This window comes from Streptomyces acidicola (genome assembly GCF_009377235.1).
In the GTDB taxonomy this organism is placed as follows: Bacteria; Actinomycetota; Actinomycetes; order Streptomycetales; family Streptomycetaceae; genus Streptomyces; species Streptomyces acidicola.
Window position 1 is genome coordinate 13,772 of sequence record NZ_VMNX01000111.1, and the last position, 15,047, is coordinate 28,818.

At 70.3% G+C, this 15,047-nt stretch carries 12 protein-coding genes; 5 read left to right on the forward strand and 7 right to left on the reverse strand.

The genetic code is table 11. The annotated features are described in order from the left end of the window. Window positions 1-62 precede the first annotated feature (62 nt). The 5 genes from FPZ41_RS26100 to FPZ41_RS26120 all read right to left on the reverse strand — a co-directional run bounded on the left by FPZ41_RS26100 (window position 63) and on the right by FPZ41_RS26120 (window position 5,202). Window positions 63-470, reverse strand: coding sequence for a VOC family protein (locus FPZ41_RS26100; RefSeq protein WP_152866133.1), 408 nt, complete (start codon window positions 468-470; stop codon window positions 63-65). 253 nt (window positions 471-723) lie between these two features. Then, entirely contained in the window at window positions 724-2,331 is a 1,608-nt protein-coding gene (locus tag FPZ41_RS26105) for a hypothetical protein (protein ID WP_322620735.1), read from the reverse strand. Then, complete coding sequence (locus FPZ41_RS26110; RefSeq protein ID WP_131559729.1) at window positions 2,313-3,050, reverse strand: ABC transporter ATP-binding protein; 738 nt, start codon at window positions 3,048-3,050, stop codon at window positions 2,313-2,315. The genes FPZ41_RS26105 and FPZ41_RS26110 overlap by 19 nt, the downstream gene beginning before the upstream one ends. A gap of 234 nt (window positions 3,051-3,284) precedes the next feature. Continuing rightward, window positions 3,285-4,658, reverse strand: coding sequence for an aspartate aminotransferase family protein (locus FPZ41_RS26115; RefSeq protein WP_322620736.1), 1,374 nt, complete (start codon window positions 4,656-4,658; stop codon window positions 3,285-3,287). 19 nt (window positions 4,659-4,677) lie between these two features. Beyond that, complete coding sequence (locus FPZ41_RS26120) at window positions 4,678-5,202, reverse strand: Lrp/AsnC family transcriptional regulator (protein ID WP_322620737.1); 525 nt, start codon at window positions 5,200-5,202, stop codon at window positions 4,678-4,680. A gap of 190 nt (window positions 5,203-5,392) precedes the next feature. Here FPZ41_RS26120 and FPZ41_RS26125 point away from each other — a divergent pair, with 190 nt between their 5' ends. After that, on the forward strand, window positions 5,393-6,829 hold the full coding sequence (locus tag FPZ41_RS26125; protein WP_322620738.1) for a gamma-aminobutyraldehyde dehydrogenase: 1,437 nt from the start codon (window positions 5,393-5,395) through the stop codon (window positions 6,827-6,829). Window positions 6,830-7,033: 204 nt separating this feature from the next. On the opposite strand, the gene FPZ41_RS26130 is transcribed toward FPZ41_RS26125, so the two are convergent. Next, on the reverse strand, window positions 7,034-7,972 hold the full coding sequence (locus FPZ41_RS26130) for a phosphotransferase (RefSeq protein ID WP_194236222.1): 939 nt from the start codon (window positions 7,970-7,972) through the stop codon (window positions 7,034-7,036). A 190-nt stretch (window positions 7,973-8,162) separates the two neighbouring features. Further along, entirely contained in the window at window positions 8,163-10,289 is a 2,127-nt protein-coding gene (locus FPZ41_RS26135) for an amylo-alpha-1,6-glucosidase (protein WP_152866135.1), read from the reverse strand. Between the two features lie 122 nt (window positions 10,290-10,411). Here FPZ41_RS26135 and FPZ41_RS26140 point away from each other — a divergent pair, with 122 nt between their 5' ends. The 4 genes from FPZ41_RS26140 (at window position 10,412) to FPZ41_RS26155 (ending at window position 14,984) form a co-directional block, all read left to right on the forward strand. Next, window positions 10,412-11,470, forward strand: a complete 1,059-nt coding sequence (locus FPZ41_RS26140; RefSeq protein WP_152866136.1) for a LacI family DNA-binding transcriptional regulator — start codon at window positions 10,412-10,414, stop codon at window positions 11,468-11,470. Window positions 11,471-11,619: 149 nt separating this feature from the next. Beyond that, complete coding sequence (locus FPZ41_RS26145) at window positions 11,620-12,864, forward strand: sugar ABC transporter substrate-binding protein (RefSeq protein ID WP_152866137.1); 1,245 nt, start codon at window positions 11,620-11,622, stop codon at window positions 12,862-12,864. A gap of 201 nt (window positions 12,865-13,065) precedes the next feature. Further along, window positions 13,066-14,052: a carbohydrate ABC transporter permease gene (locus FPZ41_RS26150; protein WP_152866145.1), complete on the forward strand. Its 987-nt coding sequence runs from the start codon at window positions 13,066-13,068 to the stop codon at window positions 14,050-14,052. Next, window positions 14,049-14,984, forward strand: a complete 936-nt coding sequence (locus FPZ41_RS26155; RefSeq protein ID WP_152866138.1) for a carbohydrate ABC transporter permease — start codon at window positions 14,049-14,051, stop codon at window positions 14,982-14,984. Before FPZ41_RS26150 ends, FPZ41_RS26155 begins: the two co-directional genes overlap by 4 nt. The last annotated feature ends 63 nt before the right edge of the window (window positions 14,985-15,047 follow it).

Sequence of the window (15,047 nt, forward strand, 5' to 3'; positions counted from 1 at the left end):
CGTCGCACTCCCCGCCGTCCGCCCGGAGGGCAGGGCCCGTGCCCACCGCGGCCAAGGCGTGCTCAGCCCTGGACCGCCGCCGGGTCCATCCACACGACCTCCCAGGTGTGGCCGTCCGGGTCGTCGAAGGCGCGGCTGTACATGAAGCCCTGGTCCTGGGTGTCCCCGGTCGCCGAGCCGCCTGCCCCGATCGCCCTGTCGACGAGCTCGTCCACCTTCTCGCGGCTCTGAGCACTCAGACACAGCATCACCTCGCTGGTCTTGGCCGAGTCCGCGATCTGCTTCTTCGTGAAGCCCTGGTAGAACGGCTTGGTCAGCAGCATGGCGAAGATCGTGTCACTGATCACCACACAGGCGGCGTTGTCGTCGCTGAACTGCGGGTTGATCGTGTAGCCGAGCTCCGTGAAGAACTTCTTCGAGGTGTCCAGGTCGCTCACGGGCAGGTTCACGAAGATCATCTGCTGGTACATGCGCGGTCTCTCCCATCGGTGTCGATCCGTTCGGGGGGTGGACCGTGGTGCCGCGCGGAACTCATCGCTGATTCGCGGATTTTTTCGTACGACTTTCTGCGGCTTCCCGGTGGCTTCCCAGCGGCCTTTCCGTCGGCCTTTCTGTCGGCTTTCCGCCGGCTCACCGTCCGCTTTGCGGCGGCTCTCCGGCGACGGCGCAGCCGACTCACGGGCGGGCCCTCTTACGGCGTCCGGGCGCCCTCGGCGGTGTCGGTCAGGGAGCCAGGGGCGTGGCCGCGAGCGCCGCGACCGTCCAGGTGAGCGAGCCGAACACGGCGAGCAGGAGGGCCGCGCGGAGCAGGGCCGCGGAGCGCAGCACGGCCGCGGGCGCGCCCAGGCGCAGGAGGGCCGCAACGGTTGCCGTGCGCGTGTTTCGCGCCTCGATCGCCGCCGTCGCCAGCGTGAGGAGCGTGCAGCCGGTGACCAGGACCGCGCCCAGCACCGTCAGCGGGCCCATGTCGAGGCGCGCCCCGGACTGCAGCGTGGCCATGGCGTACGCGCCCGAGGCCACCGCGCACACCACACCGAGGGGGCGCCCGATCCGGCGCGCCTCCTCCTGCAGGATGCGCCCGGCGAGCAACCGCAGCGCCCCCGGCCGTACGGCCTGCAACAGCAGCGCGCACAGATGGGTCAGCCCCGGCCCGGCGAGGATCAGCCCGAGTGCCGTGAGCGTCCAGCCGCCGAGCACTCCGGCCGGGCTGTTCGCGGAGCCGGGGATCGCGAGGCCGGGGGCGGGACCGGAACGGCTCGCGTACATCTCGAAGGCGAGTCCGGCGGCGAGTACGGCCATCCCCCAGGTGAGGCCGCCGGGGGCGGGCCGGGGAGCGGTGGAGCGGTAGGGGTCGGACTCCTGGACGGTCCCGGGCGCCGGGGCGTACGAGCCGGACGCCTCCAGCGCCAGCGCCTCGGAGAGGGCGTGCGAGCCGGTGTTGCCACGCTCGGCGCGGGTTTGGGCGCGCGCGCGGATGTCGGCTTGGGCGGTGGTGTCGGCGTGGGTGCCGTGGGCGCCCGGCTGCCGGGTCTCCTGGTGCTGGGCGGCGGCCGGGTGTTCGCCCTTCGGGCGCTGCGGGGCGGCCGGGTGCTCGGCGTCTTCGGGGTCGGGGGCGGCGACGTGTTCAGGGGCCTCGTGGTCGGGGCCGACCGGGTGTTCCACGTCTTGGTGCCGGGCCGCGGCCGAGTGCTCCCTGTTCCGGTGCCGGCGGTTCGCCGGGCCTTGCACCTCCGGCCGCGCGGAGGCAGCCGGGTGTTCCGCGGACCGCCCCATCTCCTTGCGCTGGAGTCCGTCCGACTGCACCGCGCGTCCTGGTGCGCCACCCCGGGGGCGCAGCATCAGCGCGGTCGTCAGCGAGGCGAGCAGCGGGACCAGCAACAGCAGTGTCAGCGCTGCCGGGAGAGGTAGGGGGTGGTCCGCGGCCAGGGTGTCCGGGGCGGTGCCGTCGAGGGGGAAACCCGTCAGGTCACCGCGCAGCAGGAGGAAGTACAGCAGGGCGAGCAGCGAGCCGAGCGTGGTGGACAGGGCCGTCGTCAGCGCCGAGACGGCCATCAGACGGCCCGGGCCGAGGCCGATCGCCGCGAGGCCCGGGCGGGGACGCGTCCCCGGGTCCGTACGGGCGACCGCCACCGCGAAGTACACCGCGGCCGCCAGCGGCACCCCGCACCACACGAGCCGCAGTACGGAACCAGCGGGCGCGTCGGGGTGCGCCAGCGCGTGCCCCAGCGCGCACAGCAGCAGGAAACCCGTGCCCGCCGACGCCGCCGTGACCAGCAGGCGGCGCAGGTGGACGGCCGGTGGGGCGCCGCGGGCTAGACGGAGAGCGAGCACGCGGCCCGGCCCTCCGTCCCGGAGGCCTGGGGCAGGCTGACGGAGTGCACGCGCCGTCCGTCGAGCAGCGACACCGTACGGTCGGCGAGCGCGGCGGTCTCCGCGCACGTGGTGGCGAGGACGACCGTGATCCGGTGCGAACGGGCCGCCGCCGCGAGGGTCCGCAGGACGTGGGCGCACTCGGCGCGGTGCAGCGGCGCGGTCGGCTCGTCCGCGAACAGCACGGTGGGGGAGCCGACCAGCGCGCGGGCGACGACCACGCGCTGGCGCTCGGAGTACAGCAGGGCGTGCGGGCGCTTGCGGGCGCAGCCGCCGATGTCCAGGCGCTCCAGCCACTCCAGCGCGGCCGTCTTGGCGGCCCGGCGGCCGGTGCCGCGCAGCATCAGCGGCAGGGCAGCGTTCTCCCAGGCGGTCAGTTCGGGGACGAGGGCCGGCTCGGGGTCGATCCAGCCGAAGCGCTCCCGGCGCAGTCGCTCACGGGTGTGCGGCCGCATGGTGTGTACGGGTGTGCTGTTGAACCACACCTCGCCCTGCTGCGGCAGCACCTGTCCCGAAAGGCAGCGCAGGAGCGTGGTCTTGCCGCTGCCGCGCGGGCCGCTGACCGCGAGGATCTCGCCCTCGCGGACGCCGATCGACACGCCGTGGAGGGCGGGCGAGCCATCGTGGGTGTGGGTCAGGCCGTGTGCCCAGAGCACGTCGTTGTCCGGCGGGGCCACCATGGGCGTACACCTCGGTTCAGATCAGGATTGCCGTGGGGAGTCCCCCGTACGGGGGAACGAAGGCAGGGCCGATCGGTCACTGGGCACGGTAGGCAGCGGGTACGGCGGGGCCGGACAGCACGCGGCCCCGGGCCGCCGTTTCTCACTCGAACGGGTGACTCCGGGGCCGATTGTTGATCAGAGGCTCACCTGATCAGCGTCTCACCTGATCGGAGCCGTGACGATCACGGACGGTCACAGCTTCGTCCACGCCTCCGTCAGAGTCGCCCGCAGGATCTGCTCGATCTCGTCGAACGTCCCCTGGTCCGAGACCAGCGGCGGCGCGAGCTGGACGACCGGGTCGCCGCGGTCGTCGGCGCGGCAGTACAGGCCGTTGTCGAAGAGCGCCTTGGACAGGAAGCCGTACAGGATCCGCTCGGTCTCCTCGTCGTCGAACGTCTCCTTGGTGGCCTTGTCCTTGACGAGTTCGATGCCGTAGAAGAAGCCGTTGCCGCGGACGTCGCCGACGATCGGCAGGTCGTACAGCTTCTCCAGCGTGGAGCGGAAGGCCGCCTCGTTGTCGAGCACGTGCTGGTTCAGGCCCTCGCGCTCGAACAGCTCCAGGTTGGCGACGCCGACCGCCGCCGACACGGGGTGGCCGCCGAAGGTGTAGCCGTGCAGGAAGGTGTTGTCGCCCTGGTAGAAGGGCTCGGCCAGGCGGTCGGAGACGATGCACGCGCCTATCGGGGAGTAGCCCGAGGTCATGCCCTTGGCGCAGGTGATCATGTCCGGGACGTAGCCGAACTTGTCGCAGGCGAACATCGTGCCGAGCCGGCCGAAGGCGCAGATGACCTCGTCCGACACCAGGAGCACGTCGTACTGGTCGCAGATCTCGCGCACCCGCTGGAAGTAGCCGGGCGGGGGCGGGAAGCAGCCGCCCGCGTTCTGCACGGGCTCCAGGAAGACCGCCGCGACCGTTTCGGGGCCCTCGAAGAGGATCTGCTGCTCGATCTGGTCGGCGGCCCAGCGGCCGAAGGCCTCAGGGTCACCGCCGTGGATCGGTGCGCGGTAGATGTTGGTGTTCGGGACCTTGTGCGCGCCCGGCACGAGCGGCTCGAAGGGGGCCTTCAGAGCAGGGAGGCCGGTGATGGACAGGGCGCCCTGTGGGGTGCCGTGGTAGGCGACGGCGCGGGAGATGACCTTGTACTTGGTCGGTTTGCCGGTGAGCTTGAAGTACTGCTTGGCGAGCTTCCACGCGGTCTCGACCGCCTCGCCGCCGCCGGTGGTGAAGAAGACCTTGTTCAGGTCGCCGGGCGCGTAGTGGGCCAGGCGTTCCGCCAGCTCCACCGCCTTCGGGTGGGCGTAGGACCACACCGGGAAGAAGGCCAGCTCCTGCGCCTGCTTGGCCGCGGTCTCGGCGAGCTCCGTGCGGCCGTGCCCCGCCTGGACCACGAACAGGCCGGCGAGGCCGTCGAGGTAGCGCTTGCCCTTGTCGTCGTAGATGTAGGTGCCCTCGCCCCGCACGATGGTGGGGACGGGGGACTTCTCGTACGAGGACATGCGGGTGAAGTGCATCCACAGGTGGTCGTACGCGGTCCGGCTGAGGTCCTTGGAACTGTCGGTGCTCACGGTTATCGGGTCCTCACGGTTATCGGGTCCCCCACATGTAGGTCTGCTTCTTGAGCTTCAGGTAGACGAAGCTCTCGGTGGAGCGCACTCCGGGGACGGCCCTGATGCGTTTGTTGATGACCTCCAGGAGGTGGTCGTCGTCCTCGCAGACGATCTCCACCATGAGATCGAAGGAGCCGGCGGTCATCACCACGTACTCGCACTCGCCCATGGAGCTCAGCGCGTCGGCCACGGACTCCACATCGCCCTCGACGGTGACGCCGACCATCGCCTGGCGGCGGAAACCCACGGTGAGCGGGTCCGTGACGGCGACGATCTGCATCACGCCCTGGTCGAGCAGCTTCTGGACGCGCTGCCGTACGGCCGCCTCGGAGAGGCCCACCGCCTTGCCGATCGCGGCGTACGGCCGGCGGCCGTCCTGCTGGAGCTGCTCGATGATGGCGAGGGAGACGGCATCCAGGTGCGGGGTGCCGTTCCTGGACTCGCGGGTGTCCCGGGAGTCCCTGGGGTCTGCGCTTCGACTGGCCACGGGCTCACTGTGCACGAGGAGTCAACAGTTTTGCAAGGCTCAATCGATGAAATTCGTTGTTTACGCGCCCAAGGTTTGCGGATTCCGTAGCTCTTCTGGGATCGGTGCTGTTGAAAACGTGGCTGAGCGGACTAGTGTGGATGTCTCAGAGATTGGACACCCGGGCACATCCGGACTCGGGACACGAGAACTTGGAGGGTCGGCAGTGAGCACCGAGCTGCGTCGTCTGCGCAACTACATCAACGGTGAATTCCGCGATGCCGCCGACGGGCGGACCACCGAGGTCGTCAATCCCGCGACCGGCGAGGCCTACGCGACGGCTCCGCTGTCCGGGCCCGCGGACGTCGACGCCGCGATGGAGGCCGCCGCCGCTGCCTTCCCCGGCTGGCGCGACACGACACCCGCCGAGCGCCAGAAGGCGCTTTTGAGGATCGCGGACGCCTTCGAGGAGCGGGCCGAGGACCTCATCGCGGCCGAGGTGGAGAACACGGGCAAGCCGATCGGGCTGACCCGCACCGAGGAGATCCCGCCGATGGTCGACCAGATCCGCTTCTTCGCGGGCGCGGCCCGCATGCTGGAGGGGCGGAGCGCCGGCGAGTACATGGAGGGCATGACCTCGATGGTCCGCCGCGAGCCGGTCGGCGTCTGCGCGCAGGTCGCGCCCTGGAACTACCCGATGATGATGGCCGTGTGGAAGTTCGCCCCGGCGATCGCGGCGGGCAACACCGTCGTGCTGAAGCCGTCGGACACCACCCCGGCCTCCACCGTCCTGATCGCCGAGATCCTGGGCTCGATCCTGCCCAAGGGCGTCTTCAACGTCGTCACCGGCGACCGCGAGACCGGCCGTCTGATGGTGGAGCACGACACCCCGGCCATGGCGTCCATCACCGGTTCCGTGCGCGCCGGTATGCAGGTCGCCGAGTCCGCGTCCAAGGACCTCAAGCGCGTCCACCTGGAGCTGGGCGGCAAGGCCCCCGTCGTCGTCTTCGAGGACACCGACATCCCCAAGGCAGTCGAGGACATCTCGGTCGCGGGCTTCTTCAACGCGGGCCAGGACTGTACGGCTGCCACGCGCGTCCTCGTGCACGAGTCCATCCACGACGAGTTCGTGGCCGCGCTCGCCAAGGCCGCCGCCGAGACCAAGACCGGCCGGCCGGACGACGAGGACGTGCTGTTCGGGCCGCTCAACAACCCGAACCAGCTCAAGCAGGTCTCCGGCTTCATCGAGCGGCTGCCCGCCCACGCGAAGGTCGAGACCGGCGGCCACCAGGTCGGCGAGCAGGGCTACTTCTACGCGCCGACCGTCGTCTCCGGCCTGAAGCAGGACGACGAGATCATCCAGAAGGAGGTCTTCGGACCGGTCATCACCGTCCAGTCCTTCGCGGACGAGGCCCAGGCGATCCAGTGGGCGAACGGCGTCGAGTACGCCCTCGCCTCCTCCGTCTGGACCAAGGACCACGCGCGCGCGATGCGGCTGTCCAAGGCGCTCGACTTCGGCTGCGTGTGGATCAACACGCACATCGCGCTGGTCGCGGAGATGCCCCACGGCGGCTTCAAGCAGTCCGGGTACGGCAAGGACCTGTCGGCGTACGGGTTCGACGACTACACGCGGATCAAGCACGTGATGACGTCGCTGGACTGACGTCCGGGCAGGTGCACGGCCCCGGCCGGGAGTCGATCCCGCCCGGGGCCGTGTGTATCGGACGCCGCGAAGGACGGCCAGGTGATGCGGTTACCGCGCCGTGAGCCCGCCCCGGGCCGCGATGCGCTCGCGGATGCGTGCGGCCATGTCGGAGGCTTCCTCGGGCCGAGTGGCCAGTACGCCGTTCTCGGCCATCAGCGCGTGCTAGACCTCGAAGAGTTCCGCGGCGAGTTCGTCCAGTGTCGCGATGTCCTGGAGCGGGAGAAGCGCGGCCACTGGTTCGAAGACGTCCATGGTGTGGTGCTGGGCGACGCCGCGAGCCTGCCGGTGAAGGGCGTGCCCCATGGTCTGTCGCGCGAAATCCTTCGCGACTGGCCAGGCACTGGCGTCCAGAAACGCGCGGAGCAGGGTCTTGTCGCAGCGGAAGACGTCGCGGTGTATCTGGCAGAGCTCATAGTGCCGGTCGGTCACCATGGCGTCGCCCCAGTCGATGACTCCCGTGAACCGCCCGTTCTCGATGAACGAATGACGTGCGGTGATGTCACCGTGGACCACGACCCGGTCGAAGTCCCCGAGCCCGTCGAGGTAGTCCTGGACCTGCGCGACCAGATGTACCGGGAGCGAACTCCGCGCGCAGGCCGTCGTCACATCGAGGACGGGCAGATCGAGGTCGCTGACGATGCCCTGAGGATCGAGGGCGTGGACCTTGCGGACCTGCCGGCCCAAGTCCTCGGCGAGCGCGAGTCGTTGTTCCGGGGTGACCGCGCCGTTGCTCTCCAGTGAAGCACCGGGCATGCGTGTGGTGATCAGGTAGGGCCAGGGCTCGGCCGGATCATCGAACAGCCGGCCCCGGCCGAGCAGTTTCGGCGCGGCGATGTCGGGGTGAGCGGCCAGCAACTCGTGCGCGGCGGTCTCGGCGACGCTGCCGCCGCGCCAGGAGGGCAGGTGGCCGAACAGCTTGATCACGACGTCGCCGCAGAGGTACGTCGGATACGTTCCGCCGGTTCCGGCCACGATCCCTTCGTCCGGGTCGGCCAGGCCATGGCGTTTCAGGATGTCGGCGACGTACGGCCGCCAGAAGCCGAGGTCCTCAAGGTGAGTTACGTAGTCACGTGGTGATGCGAACTCCGGAGGCGTGATCATCCGAGAAGTATCCCGTTCACAGGTCGCTGAGTTCATGCCGTCCGCGCCCCGGAGGCGACCAGCAGCGCCGCGGTCGCCCGTGGGGAACTCCGCGGCCTGGGCACTGCTGGTCTCGCCTCCGTTGCTTCCTGGCGTTTCGACGCCTGTTCACGGTGGTGGTGTCCCGGGTGATCCGTGCCCGGATCGCCGGTCAGGGGGTGATCACGGTCAGCCCCTCGGGCGCCACCACCTCCACCGATCCGTCCGCCGCGAGCTTGACGTCCAGCCGGCCTCCGCCGACCTGGAGCCCGGTCACCGTCAGCGGACCGTAGGCCCCCGCGAAGGTGGGGGACAGCGTGATCGTGCCGCCGGGAACGTCGGCCTCCAGGCCGAGGGCCGAGCGGAGGACCTGGACCGAGGAGGTGGCCGCCCAGGCCTGGGGCCGACAGGACGCCGGGTAGGCGACGGGGTACGGGTTCTCCTCGGCACCGTGACCGGCGAAGAGTTCCGGGAGGCGGGCGTCGAAGGCCGCGGACGCGGTCAGCAGGCCGGCCGACAGTGAGGCCGCGGTGTCCGGGAATCCGGCCTTTACCAGGCCGTCCACGGCGATCGCCGTGTCGTGCGGCCAGATCGAACCCACGTGGTAGCCGTACGGGTTGTAGCCCACGGCTTCGCTGCTGTACGTCCGCAGACCGTGGCCCGCGTCGAGGCCGGGTCCGGCGATCCGGGCCGCGAGCAGCGCGCTTTCCTCCGCGTTGAGCAGCCCCGTGCCGAGGAGGTGGCCGAAGCCGGAGGTGACCGAGTCGACCGGCTTGCCGTCGCCGTCCAGCGCCACCGCCGGGTACGCGCCCCGCTCGTCCTCCACCCAGAACCGCGCGCGGAAACGGGTGGCGAGCCGCTCCGCCCATTCCTCCCACTCGTCGGCCCCGTGCCGGCCGAACGCGCGCAGTAGTGCGGCTCCGCCCCGGGCGGCCTCGTAGGCGTACGCCTGGACCTCGCACAGGGCGATCGGCGCGTGGGCGCGGCGGCCGTCGCGATAGCGGATGGAGTCCTCCGAGTCCTTCCAGCCCTGGTTGGACAGGCCGTGCCCGGTCTGGTCGATGTACTTGAGGAAGCCGTCGCCGCCGACGTCCGCCTGGTCGCGCAGCCAGGCGAGGGCGGCCTCCGCGTGCGGCAGGAGCTGTTCGACCTCGGCCGGGTCGAGTCCCCAGCGCCAGGCGTCGTGGAGGAGGGTGATCCACAGAGGGGTGGCGTCGACCGTGCCGTAGTACACCGAGGGGAGGGAGAGCCTGTCCGCGAACTTGAGGGTGTCGCGGCGGACTTCGTGCAGGATCTTGCCCGGCTGTTCCTCCGTGGCCGGGTCGGTGACGGCGCCCTGGCGGCGGGCGAGCGTGCGCAGGGTGCCGGCCGCGAGGTCCGTGCCGAGGGGCAGCATCATGCGGGCGGCCAGGAGCGCGTCGCGGCCGAAGAGGGTCAGGAACCAGGGGGCGCCCGCCGCCAGGAACTGGTCCGGGCGGGCCTCACCCGACTGAGGGTCCGTCAGGCGCAGACGCTCCAGGTCGGCGAGGGACTGCTCCAGCCAGCGGTCCAGGCCGCGGTCCGCGCTGCGCAGAACGGGGGTGCTCCAGGGCACCTGGCCCGCGGGCGGGGCAGGGAACTGGTCGCCGTCCGCGTACCCCGCCGTGCAGGTCAGCGTCACCGACCACGAGGCGCCGGGGGCCAGTTCGACGTCGTACGAGAATCGTCCCGCGGGCACGTCCAGCGTGTCCGGCGCGGGTTCGGTGACCAGGTGGGCGGTGAAGTCGTCGCCGGTCCAGGACAGGCCGACGGCGTCGGCGTCCGCGGCCTCGGCCGGTACCTGCTCACGGGAGTGTCCCGACTTGACCTGGTCCATGGCGGCGAGGTCCGTGCCGGCGGTCACCGTCAGCCGGAAGCGGACGTGCTCGCCGCCCGCGTTGGTGACGTCGAAGCACTCCTCGAACCGGCCCGCGGCCGTGCTGCGGCGGCGGTGGAGGGCGACGGCCGGGTCCGGCGTGACCTCGCCGAGGCCACGCAGGATGGACCGGAACTCCGCGCGGTCGGCGCCCCGCAGCCCGCCGCCGACCGGGGCCAGGGGGATGCCCTCGACGGCGACGGTGAGCTGTGACAGCGCCCTGCGGTCGCCGTGGTAGACGCCGTCGGCACCCTCGCCGATCTGCCCGTCCGCACGCGAGATGACGAGGCTCGGCGCGTGCAGCGTGACCACCGCGTCGTGCAGGAACGGCTGCAGGCCCCCGGAAGAAGGTGCCGTGACCGTGACCGAGTCGTTGGTGTCCTGGGGCTTGACAGTGGAGTCCAAGGAAGTAGAACCTCTCAGCGTTGGATCGTTCAAAAGACATTAAGCGAGTCGTCAGAGCGATGACAACGCTTTTGGAACGCTAAAACCAAGCCCGTAGCTTTCTCTGCACGTCGGAGACCCGCATGCCCCGCTCCAGCAACAGTTCCTCGGCCAAAGGCGGCCCGGTGACCCTCGCCATGGTCGCCCGGCGCGCCGGAGTCTCCTCGCAGACCGTGTCGAACGCGATCAACTCGCCGGACCTGCTACGCCCCGAGACCCTGGAGCGGGTCCGCCGTGTGATCGACGAGATGGGCTACCGGCCCAGCCGCGCCGCGCAGACGCTGCGTACCCGTTCCAGCAAGCTGATCGGCTACGGCATCCAGTCCGCCGCCTTCAGCTATCCGGTTCTGGACCGCTTTCTGCACGCCGTGTCCCAGGCCGCGGAAGAGGCCGGTTACCGGATCCTGCTGTTCGCCTGCCCGCCCGGCGGCCCGACCCTGGACGGCTACGAGGAACTGCTGGACCAGCACGAGGTCGACGGCTTCGTGCTCAGCGGCACCGAGCGGGGCGACCCGCGCCAGGCGTGGCTGACCAAGCGGGGCGTGCCGTTCGTCGGGTTCGGCCGGATGTGGTCGGGACGCCCCATCGGTGACTGGGTCGACGTCGACGGCGCTTCGGGCACGGACGCCGCGGTCGAGCACCTGGTCGCCCTGGGACATCGCAAGATCGCCTTCCTGGGCTGGGAGCGCGGTTCATCCAGTGCCGGTGACGACCGTGCCGAGGGATGGCAGCGCGCCATGCGACGACACGGGCTGCCGACCCGCGGGCGGCGCGGGCAGAGCAGCGTGAACGACAGCGACGTGGCCCGTGCCGCCGTGAAACCGCTCCTGGACGGGGGCGCGACCGCGGTGGTCGCGGCCAGCGACATGCTGGCGCTCGGCTGCTACCAGACGTTGCGCGAGCGCGGGCAGACCCCGGGCCGTGACGTCGCCGTGATCGGCTTCGACGACTCGCCGACCGCCGAGCTCCTTTTCCCCGCGCTGTCCTCCATCGCCCAGCCGCTGGAGGCGATCGGCCGGGAGTGCGTACGGCTGCTGCTGGCGCGGATGGCCGCCCCCGACGCACCACCCGAACGGATCCTGCTGGAGCCTTCCCTGGTCGTGCGTGACAGCGCCACCGCCTCGCCGGCCGGCGGCGGCTAGGTCCCACCCGGCGACCGGATCGTGCCCTGTCGGACCGGTCCCGTCGCACATAGAAACGCTTTTTCTCCTCCACCCCCACACCCCGGGCCCACGTCCCCGTGTGCCCGGGGCGGAGCCGCAGCTACCACCCGTAACCCTCGGAGGAAGTCATGCCCAACCGTATGGCCACCGCGGCCCTCGTCACCTGTGCGGCCATGCTGGCCGTCACAGGCTGCTCGTCGAATTTTGGTGACGACAAGAAGACCGAGCAGGACAGCAGTTCCCAGCAGAACCTGACGGTGCTGATCGCCTCCTCGGGCGACGCCGAGACCAAGGCCGTCAAGGAGGCGGCGGCCGCGTACGCCAAGCAGTCCGGCAACACGGTGACCGTGGAGGTCGCCAAGGACATCAACCAGCAGCTCGCCCAGTCGTTCGCCGGGCACAAGCCGCCGGACGCCTTCTACGTCAACTCCGACCAGTTCGCGAACTACGCCAAGGGCGGCTCCCTCTACGCCTACGGCGACCAGGTCAAGGACGCGGACGACTTCTCCGAGCAGCTGCGCACCTCCTTCACCTACGACGGGAAGCTGGTCTGCCTGCCCAAGGACACCTCCACCCTGGCCCTGGCGATCAACGACGACCTGTGGAAGAAGGCCGGGCTGACCGAGAAGGACTACCCGACCACCTGGGACCAGCTGAAGACGGTCGCCGACAAGCTGACCAAGGGCGACGTCACCGGGCTGGTCACCGGCGCCGAGTACGCGCGGGTCGGTGTCTTCATGCGCGAGGCCGGCGGCTGGATAACCAACGCCGACCAGACGAAGATGACCGCCGACAGCGCGCAGAACGCCGAGGCGCTCGACTACGTCCGGTCACTGCTGAAGTCCGGCTCCATGAAGTACGCCAACCAGGTCGACACCAACTGGGGCGGTGAGGCCCTCGGCAAGGGCAAGGCCGCCATGACCATCGAGGGCAACTGGCTCATCGGCGGGATGACGGCCGACTACCCGGACGTGAAGTACACGGCGGTCCCGCTGCCCGCCGGACCGGCCGGCAAGGGCACGCTCGCCTTCAGCCAGTGCTGGGGCGTGGCCGCGGAGAGCGCCCACCGGGCGGCGGCCGTGGACCTGGTGAAGTACCTGACCACCAGCGAGCAGATGATGAAGAACGCGGACGCGTTCGGCGTGATGCCCTCCCGCACCACCGCCCTGGCCGAGTACGCGGCGAAGAATCCCGCCGCCAAGGCCTGGGTCGACGCCTCCGACTACGCGCAGGGCCCGGTGACCGTCCCGGGCTTCGAGAAGGTGCTCACCCAGTTCAACACCGACATCGCGGCGCTGCCCAACACCGACCCGAAGAAGATCCTCGCCGACCTCCAGCGCAACGGCGAACAGGCCCTCACGAAGGGCAACTGAGCCACCGTGTCCCCGCGTACGTCATCACACCCCCGCCCGACCCCGCGTTCCCGCGCGGGCGGGGGTCCCCGTACGGCCGACTCGCCGGGCGCACCTGACGCGCCCGGCGGGTCCGGCCCGGCCGCGGCGCCCCGCGCCAACCCCGCCCCGCGTGCGGGGCGCCGCGGCGAAGGCGCCTGGGGCTGGCTGTTCGTCAGCCCCATGGTGATCATCCTCGGCCTGTTCATGGTGCTGCCGATCCTCATGGCGCTGTGGGTGAGCCTGCTGCACTGGGACGGCCAGTCCAACCCCTTCAGCACGGACGCACAGTTCGTCGGCCTGGACAACTACCGGGACCTGCTCACGCAGGACGGACTCGACCGCACCCTGTTCGCGACCTCGCTGCGCAACAACGCCTACTACGTGCTGCTCACCGTGCCGCTGCAGACCGGCCTCGCGCTGACACTGGCGCTCATCGTCAACCAGAAGCTGCTGCGCGGGCGTGGCGCCCTGCGCACCGCGTTCTTCTTCCCCTCGGTCACCAGCTCGATCGCCGTCTCCACGGTCTTCCTCTTCCTGTTCCAGGGCAGCGGCGCGGTCAACACCGCGCTGTCCTGGATCGGGGTGAAGGGCCCGAACTGGTTCAACGACCCCCGCGGTGTGCTCTCGCTCCTGCTCGGCGGCCTCGGCATCGTCGACTCCGACAACCCCTCGGGCTTCCTCGCCGACCACTCCTTCCTGGGACTGTCCTGGTTCGAGTGGCTGTCCGGACCGTCCGTCGCGATGTGCACGATCATCCTGCTCGCCGTGTGGACGACCTCCGGCACCTTCATGCTGATCTTCCTCGCGGCCCTCCAGGACATCCCGCGCGAGCTGGAGGAATCCGCCGCCATCGAAGGCGTCAACCGCTTCCAGATGCTGCGCTACGTGACCCTTCCCGCCCTGCGCCCCGTGCTGTTCCTGGTCCTCACCCTCGGGCTGATCGCCACCTGGCAGGTCTTCGACCAGGTGTACGTCATGGGCCAGGGAGCCCCGGGCAACACCACCCTCACGCCGGCCTTCCTGTCGTACACGTCCGCCTTCGACAACGCCGACTTCGGGCAGGGCATGGCCATCGCCTTCATCCTGCTCGCGCTGATCCTGACCATGACCGCCCTGCAACGCTTCGTGCTGCGCGAGCGCACCCCCCGCCCCCGGAGGACCCGATGAAGCTCTCGGAGAACCGGATCTCGGAGAACCGGACGAGGGCGAAGCCCACGTCGTCACGGGTGCGCGTACGGCCGGTGCTCCGCCGCTTCCCCGTGCCCCTGCGGGCCCTCGGCTACACGGCCGTGGCGGTGCTCGGACTGCTGTACCTCATGCCGTTCGTGATCCAGCTGGTGACCGGGTTCAAAACGGACCCGGACGCGGCCTCCCACCCCCTCGGGCTGATCCCGGTCACCCCGACGACCGCCGCCTACCAGCGCCTGTTCGGACTGAGCCAGGCCGGCGACGGGGTGCCGTTCCTGCGCTGGCTGGGCAACTCGACGGTCGTCGCCGTCGTGGTCACGGTCGCACGGGTCCTGTTCGCCTCCATGGCCGGCTACGCGCTCGCCCGGCTGCGCTTCCCGGGCCGCACCCTGCTGTTCGGCTTCCTTCTCGCCTTCATGGCGGTGCCCCCGGTGGCCCTGCTGATCCCCAAGTTCCTGGTCCTCAACACCTTCGGGCTCTTCGACACCTACACCGGCATGATCGTGCCGTTGATGGTGGACGCGGCCCAGGTCTTCATCATGAAACAGTTCTTCGAGTCGATCCCCCGGGAAGTGGAGGAGGCCGCCCGCGTCGACGGCGCCGGCGTCTTCCGCACCTACTGGTCGGTGGTCCTGCCCATGGCCCGCCCGGCTCTGATCACCGTGACCATCCTGGCGTTCCAGTCCTCGTGGAACGAGTTCACCCACTTCCTGGTGTCCACCCAGTCCAGCCAGTACGAAACCCTGACCACCGGTCTCGCCCGTATGGTGTCCGGCGGCCTGGGCGGCGGCACCCAGTACCCCCTGAAGCTCGCCGCGGCCCTGCTGGCCACCCTGCCTGTCGCCGCGCTGTTCTTCTGCTTCCAGCGGTACTTCGTGCAGGGCGCCAACGCGGGAGCCGTCAAGGAATAGCCGTCAAGGATCAGCGGGAGCCGTAGCCGTCAAGAAACAGCGGTCACCCCCTCCCCCCTCCCC